5 protein-coding genes and 1 tRNA gene are annotated in these 7009 nt (G+C 47.8%); 1 reads left to right on the forward strand and 5 read right to left on the reverse strand.

All coding sequences use genetic code 11. The annotated features are described in order from the left end of the window. Positions 1-6: 6 nt before the first annotated feature. Positions 7-1539 carry a cardiolipin synthase gene (gene cls, locus HMPREF1548_RS03370; protein ID WP_035320874.1) on the forward strand — a complete coding sequence of 511 codons (1533 nt, stop codon included), beginning with the start codon at positions 7-9 and terminating at the stop codon, positions 1537-1539. Positions 1540-1584: 45 nt separating this feature from the next. Here the strand turns inward: cls and HMPREF1548_RS03375 are convergent, their stop codons facing one another. The 5 genes from HMPREF1548_RS03375 to HMPREF1548_RS03395 form a co-directional block, all read right to left on the reverse strand. Beyond that, a complete protein-coding gene (locus tag HMPREF1548_RS03375) occupies positions 1585-2433 on the reverse strand; it encodes a deoxyribonuclease IV (protein WP_021634336.1) in 849 nt (282 codons plus the stop codon). Positions 2434-2492: 59 nt separating this feature from the next. Continuing rightward, positions 2493-3161, reverse strand: a complete 669-nt coding sequence (locus HMPREF1548_RS03380) for a hypothetical protein (protein WP_157065626.1) — start codon at positions 3159-3161, stop codon at positions 2493-2495. Positions 3162-3175: 14 nt separating this feature from the next. After that, positions 3176-5836, reverse strand: coding sequence for an exo-rhamnogalacturonan lyase family protein (locus HMPREF1548_RS03385; protein ID WP_035320876.1), 2661 nt, complete (start codon positions 5834-5836; stop codon positions 3176-3178). Between the two features lie 58 nt (positions 5837-5894). Continuing rightward, entirely contained in the window at positions 5895-6566 is a 672-nt protein-coding gene (locus HMPREF1548_RS03390) for a DUF1961 family protein (RefSeq protein ID WP_021634339.1), read from the reverse strand. Between the two features lie 306 nt (positions 6567-6872). Continuing rightward, positions 6873-6944 (reverse strand) — tRNA-Cys (locus HMPREF1548_RS03395). Positions 6945-7009: the final 65 nt, after the last annotated feature.

Below are 7009 nucleotides of genomic sequence, written 5' to 3' on the forward strand. Positions count from 1 at the left end.
ATGCACATGAGAAATATTCTTAAGGTTATTTTCGGACGTGTTTTATTTACCGTACTCTGTCTGCTCATACAGCTGGTATGGCTCATCGGGCTTGTATGGAAGCTGAACCAGTACTATGTATGGTTTTCCGCGGTGTTTGATATCATCGCGCTGATCGTAGTGCTTCGCATAAATGCAAAAAGCGATTTCTCCGCCGCCAGGCTGGTATGGACCATCGTTATACTGGCGCTCCCTGTTTTCGGAATCTGCCTGTATCTGATGTTCGGCAGGACCGGCCTCACCAAACGTACCCGCGCCATATATGAAAAGGTACAGAAACGCTTTGCCTGTCAGCTTTCACAGGATGAGAACGTGCTGGGCGCCCTGAAGGAGAATAATATCTATATCCACAATCAGGAATACTATATCCAGTCCTCCAGCGGCTACCCTGTTTACCAAAATACCGATGTCTCTTACTATCCTCAGGCGGAAGCCGCCCTGGAAGCCCTTCTGGAGGATTTGGGAAACGCCCGGGAATTTATTTTTATGGAATATTTTGCCGTGGAGGATACCCAGGCCTTTCATCGCATTGAAGAAGTACTCCTTCGGAAGATTTCGGAAGGCGTTGAAGTACGATTTATCTATGACGATTTCGGAAGCATCGGCTACGTCAAGCCTGAATTCATGCGCCGCCTGAACCGGCAGGGAATCCAGTGCCGTATTTTCAACCCGCTGGTGCCCTTCCTCTATATTTTCATGAACCACCGGGACCACCGGAAGATTACGGTAATCGACAACCGGATCAGCTATTCCGGAGGCTTTAACCTGGCCGACGAATATTTTAACATCACCCATCCCTACGGACACTGGAAGGACACCGGAATCCGCCTGGAAGGCGACGCCGTAAGAAGCCATACCATAATGTTTTTGGAAATGTGGAATTTTATCCGCGACACGGATACCGCCTGGGATAAATATCTTACCTCCTGCGCCCCCTTCCAAAGCCGGCAGGGAGGCTACGTACAGCCCTACTCCGACACGCCCCTGGACAATGTCACCCTGGGTGAAAATGTATATATGAACATCCTCAAAAATGCCACCGATTATGTATACATCTCCACCCCCTACCTGATTATCGACAATGAAATGCAGAAGGAGCTGTGCATGGCGGCTGAAAGAGGCATCGATGTGCGTATCATCACTCCCGGCATCCCTGATAAAAAACTGGTATTCCTTCTCACCCAGTCCTATTACACCGCACTCATCCGCTCCGGTGTCCGCATCTATCAATATACCCCCGGCTTCATCCATGCCAAAGGCTATGTGTCAGATGACCAGACCGCTGTGGTGGGTACAATTAACATGGATTACCGCTCCCTTTACCTGCATTTTGAATGCGGCGTATATCTCTACGGCTGCGATGCCGTGATGGATATCAAAAAGGATTTCTGCGATACCTTTCCGTTATGCACGGAAATCGGCATTGATTACTGCCAAAAGCGCTCCGTATTCGTCCGCTGCTTCCAGTGCATCCTCCGCCTGTTCGCACCTCTGCTGTGAAATATATCATATTTATCTTTTTGTAACTGATATCGGGAAAGCCGCCTATTCACCGCAGGCGGCCTCCCCGATTTTTTCTTTTATCATTCTTATTTCCGCTTTATGGCCCTCATCGTCCAAAGGCGTTTCCGTATAAAAAGGAAGCTCCCTTACCGCCGGATGCTTCATAAAACTGATGAGCGCATCCAGTCCTATCATACCCGCTCCAATCGGGGAATGCCGATCCTTATGAGAACCAAACGGCATACTGCTGTCATTAAAATGAACCGCACGCAGCAGTTCAAGCCCCAGCACCCTGTCAAATTCCTCCAGCACCCCTTCCAAATCATTCACAATATCATATCCCGCCGAAAAGACGTGACAGGTATCCAGGCAGATCCCTACCCGTTCGGGATGCTCCAGCCCATCCCGTATGGCCTTCAGCTGTTCAAACCTTGCGCCGATTTCCGTTCCCTTTCCTGTCATGGTTTCCAACAGCACCGTAATATTCTCCCTGCCGGTAATCGCCTGGTTCAGCCCTGCGGTAATATTCTTTATCCCTTCCTCCACACCAATTCCCGTATGGCTGCCCGGATGAAACACGATATTTTCTATTCCCAGCGCATCCATCCTGGCAATATCCTCCCGCATAACCGTGCAGGCGAATTCATATACCTTCTCCTGCGCGCTGGCCAGGTTCATCGTATAGGGGGCATGCGCCAGCAAAGGGCCGAAATGCTTCTCTTTCCTGATGCTCTGGAATTTATCTATTTCCGCCTGCTCGGGAACCCTGAAATTGGATCCTCTGGGATTTCGGCTGAATATCTGCATGGTATTCGCTTCCATTTCCACTACATTTTCCGCCGTTTTTGCCAGTCCTCCGGCGATCGACATATGTGTTCCTATTATCAGCATGTTTTCCCTCCTTATCCGTTATATAGCTGCTGGGTTTTTATTTTGTTTTATCTTATCCCTTAATCATCCCCCGCTGCAACCGACAGAAGCTGTTCAATAATTATAAAATTACTGCCGCCCGCCTTCTCCCTGTTAAAATGGCTTTCCGGATTAACAGCCAGCCATTTATCAATTACCTCCGAAGCTTTCTCCATACCGGTGATATTCACCATATTCTTCGGTTCCTCAAAATAGGAAAACAAAATATTTTCATGCAGGCTGATAAACTGATACTGATCTCCCTTTAAAAGCCCTTCTTCCACTATGGCCTGATGCCAATAGGTATAGGAAAACATCTTCTCCGGATACAGAAATGCAATTCTCCCGATCCTGTTTTTCTTTCCTTTCCGGCTTTCCATCCAGCTGTCCGCATCCTGTGGGACACTGTGCCAGTAAATAGAATACATCGGCGCCCAACAGGTTTTGCCGCCCTCCTCAGGCCAAAGCTCCAGACAAGCTTCCAGCGGCTTCAAAAAGTCCGCCGGAGACACCCCTTCCTCCAATGCTTCATAGTATAGGAAACACATATCTCCATGATAGTATACGGAAGCCGTAAGCAGTCTTCCACTCTGAATCAGCCTCCTGACCTCCTTCTCAGCCTCCGCTGCCGCCATGCACAGCCTCGTTCCCTCCCTTGCATCTTCCTTCAGGCAGCCGCGGAACTGCCTTCTAATCACTTTTTCAGCCATAAAATCCTCCTTTCTCATGCCTTCCTGAAGCTTCCTTCATCCAATCCCGCCGCCAGCCTGTCCGCCTCCTGCAAAGTCTCCGGCAGATATTCCCGAATAAATTCCAACGCACAAATCACATTCAGACACCACTGTGCGGCAAAATTCGTGGATATCCAGGGAATCTCCCTCAGCTCCTCTTGATTTCCCCGCCCGAGTACCGCCGTCGTTTTAAAACCATCATGGCATCCCCCGCCAATCAAAGCATGCAGCAAATGCATCCAGGTACGTTCCGCCAGCGCTTTATCACCCAGCCTTTCTGCACCATAGGCTCCCATGGTGGCAGCCATAAACGGCAGGCTAAATTCCCGCTCTCCGATCAATCCCCCTGATTCCTTCATCTGCTCCTCCCTTGGCAGATAATAAAATCTTCCATACTCCGCCATCATCTGCTTCCAATCTTCATCCTCAAGCAAATCCGCCATTTCCATCCAAATCTGAGGCGCTCCCATACAAATCTGCAGATGGGTTCCTCCCGCGGCCCGCTCTCCGATATAACGCAGATGCACACTCTCCGGATCAAATTCAAAATCCGGTCCGGAAACAAGCCTAAGCGGAGCCTTCCTGATGTCATTCATCCCAACAATTATTTTATCCCGATATACAGTATCGTTTTTCCGTTCCCACTCCGTCAGCCAGTTGGCACAAAGAGAAGACCAGTCCGGCCCGCTTCTGGCGTGGCTTGGATAAACCATCTCCTCCTTATCATAGAAATCCCCCAAAGGATCCCTGTTCAAAAAGGTCCGTTCATTATCCTTAAGTTCATCAAAAATATCCTCAAACCGCCGCTCCCCCGTCAAATAATAATAAACCCGATGATGCCCGGCCATAGCGATTCTAGCTTCCTTGCACGGACACCCCCAATGCCTCACATTATGGCGTGACCCCAGCCCCTTATACCTGCCAATATGATACACATCCACCTCAGACGCATGCCTGGACAGCTTTTCCGCCAGAAGGAATACATCCTCCCTGCCGGTCCTCAGAAATGCATACCAAAGCCACAGTGTCGGAACCAGCTCCGTGTTATCCCACGCATAACCGCCGCAATCATACCGCCACTGGTGTCTTTCCCGATCATAAGTATGCATGAAATCCCCATAATTAAACATACCATACCAGTTCCTCTGCTTTACCTCATCCCGGTAAAAATCCGCCGCCCTGTCAAGCTGTTCCTCCAGCCAACGCTCCACTTCCGTATCTCCTCCCGGCAATGACCACCGCCCAAAGGCTTTCATCTCATGGTAAAACTCCGGCGTTCCCACATAATGCACCGGAAACTTCACTCTCTCTGCAAAAGAAACCACCTCCTCATCAGAGGGAATCACAGCTTCTGCCGCCGCTACGGAAAACTCACTCGTACAGGCAATACCAAAGGGATCCGCCCCTTTATAATCATAGCCTTCATAATATACCTGGTTGTATCCCCGATTCGCATAATGCCTGAAATCCATCGCCACTGCCTCCGGTGACCAGAGCCACACCACGGCCTCTGCTGTATTCCCCGTCATTCCTGAAAAGGTATAACCAGAAGGATATTTCTCCCAGAAATCACGAATAGAAAACAGCACTGAACCATGCTCCGACCCCAACGCCGCGCCGCCGTCGCTTCTGCCGCCATGCAGGCAATCAATATAACAGCAATTCTCATCCTTTATCTTCTTTTTTACACTGAAATGACTGACACTGTCCTGCGTAAAAACAAATTCATCCCAAAAAGGCATATCCCTGAGTACGGTATTCACCACCTCCCCGTCCTCTCCCTCAGGACAAAGCATTTCCCCCCTCATCTGTGCCTCATAAATTCCATCCGGCACTCTTGGCCTCCAGGATAACAGGTGTGCACAGCTCTCATGAAATACCCCATAATCCCCTTCAAATTTAACATGCCTGTTATACACCGGCCCCGACAAAGGCGCCAGGAAACGGATCCCAAGCCCTTTTAAAAAGTCCCTGTCCTCCTCCCCATCATACAGAAAAGTATGCTCAAATCCAAGCTCCGGACTGTCATAACCGCTCCTCATCCGAATAACAAAAGGTATCCTTCGCTCCCCATCCTCCCTGATATGTGTTCCTTCATACCTGACAATAGCCTGCAAAGGACCTCTCTCTTCCAATGTTATTCCCAGAATAAGCGCCTTATATTTTCTGATACGCACAAACTCTTCTTCCCGTCCTTTGTCATGTTCTTCCAGGAGCAGCACCGGCTCCGCACCTGTCAGCACCTCCGTCCCCCGGAAGGAAAACCTGCTTAAAAGGCTGCCTGTCCCTTCCTCCAGAACCACCTCTGCCGCCCCGGCATGTATAATAATCTTTCCTCCCTGCCTCTCAACCGTCAGTAACTGTAACTCCGTGTGACCACCCTTTCCGCCAGCAACAGCCCTCACCTCAATCTCATCCGCCAGCAATGCGCTGTCAGCCGTATGAGCTGTCCATTTTACCGTACCATCAGGCCAGTAAGCGGTAATCCTCGACTGCACAGGAACAGCAACAGAATCCTCATCCAGCTTCTTCTCATCTCTGTAAACATTCTCCAGACAAAAACTGCTGTCCTGCAAACAGCTTCCTTTCTCCCACATACATCCCCATGTTGTATAACCTTTTTTAATTCTATTACCCAAATTATGTAATCTCATATTTCCCTCTCCTTACTTTCCTCTCCTCACGTACTTAAATACTGCTTCTACAAAACAATTATTTTATCTGATATACTCTCAGATTTCTATACTCCGCAGTGAGCGGAGCCAATTGACGGAATCCAATTTTTCCTCCATCCAGTAAAGCCCCACATGTAATTCCATCATCTATATATGTAAATATACTCAATTCATTAATGGTAAACTCTATCCTGTTTTCCTTTTTTATCACTGCAAGCCTGTAAAAATCTACTACATCCTCAACTACCGGAATCGGATCCGCCCCTTGGGCAACAAGATAAAATCCGCAGCTTTTACGAAGATTACATGTATGAAATACCCTCTCCTCCGGCTCTTTTCTGCGAAAATAGGAGACATGGAACGCATTGATATCACCGCTGTGATACTGCGGATACTCCCCTGTTCTTTCAGCAAGAGACAGATCGAACAAATCCCGGTTTCCTTTTCCCGTTGCTGCAAAAAACAAAATACAAAGGCCAACATCACTTAACGGCCTGAATTCCCATTCCACCCGGATATCCTTTGGGAATTCCTTCGGACACCAAAGCACAAAATTTGCCATCTGTCCCAAACCTGCCTCCAGCGCATTTTTCATACGCATACACCCATTCTCAAAGGTGATATCCGCCTTACCTTCCAGGACGAAGTCCTCAATATCCTCCTTTTTTGCGAATAAATTCTCATAAATTAAATATTCGGTTTCTGGCATATCGTTTCTCCTTCTTTTCCCACACCATCTTTTCCTATGCAACCTTTTCTACTACCTGATGCTATTAATCAAATTTTCATACAATATTTAACTCATCAAAGTGTTTTTACTCAATTTAATTATAAATACTGTCAGTCTTTCTGTATATGTTGAAAGTATTGCATATCCTTGAATATCTTGACGTTTACTCCTTGAAATAAAAAAGTCAGCAGTATGAAACTGCCAACTCTATATTTATCTGTTCCTGGCAAAGTTGATTCTTAAATCACAACAAAAAAAGAACCAGATTTTTCTGATTCTTTGAAGAGGCGTAGACCGGATTTGAACCGGTGGATACTGGTGTTGCAGACCATTGCCTTACCACTTGGCTACTACGCCTTACTTAATTTTATTATATGCTGAACAACTTCAAAAAATGACTCCGACGGGAATCGAACCCGTGT

The organism is Clostridium sp. KLE 1755, assembly GCF_000466465.2.
Lineage (GTDB): Bacteria > Bacillota > Clostridia > Lachnospirales > Lachnospiraceae > Eisenbergiella > Eisenbergiella porci.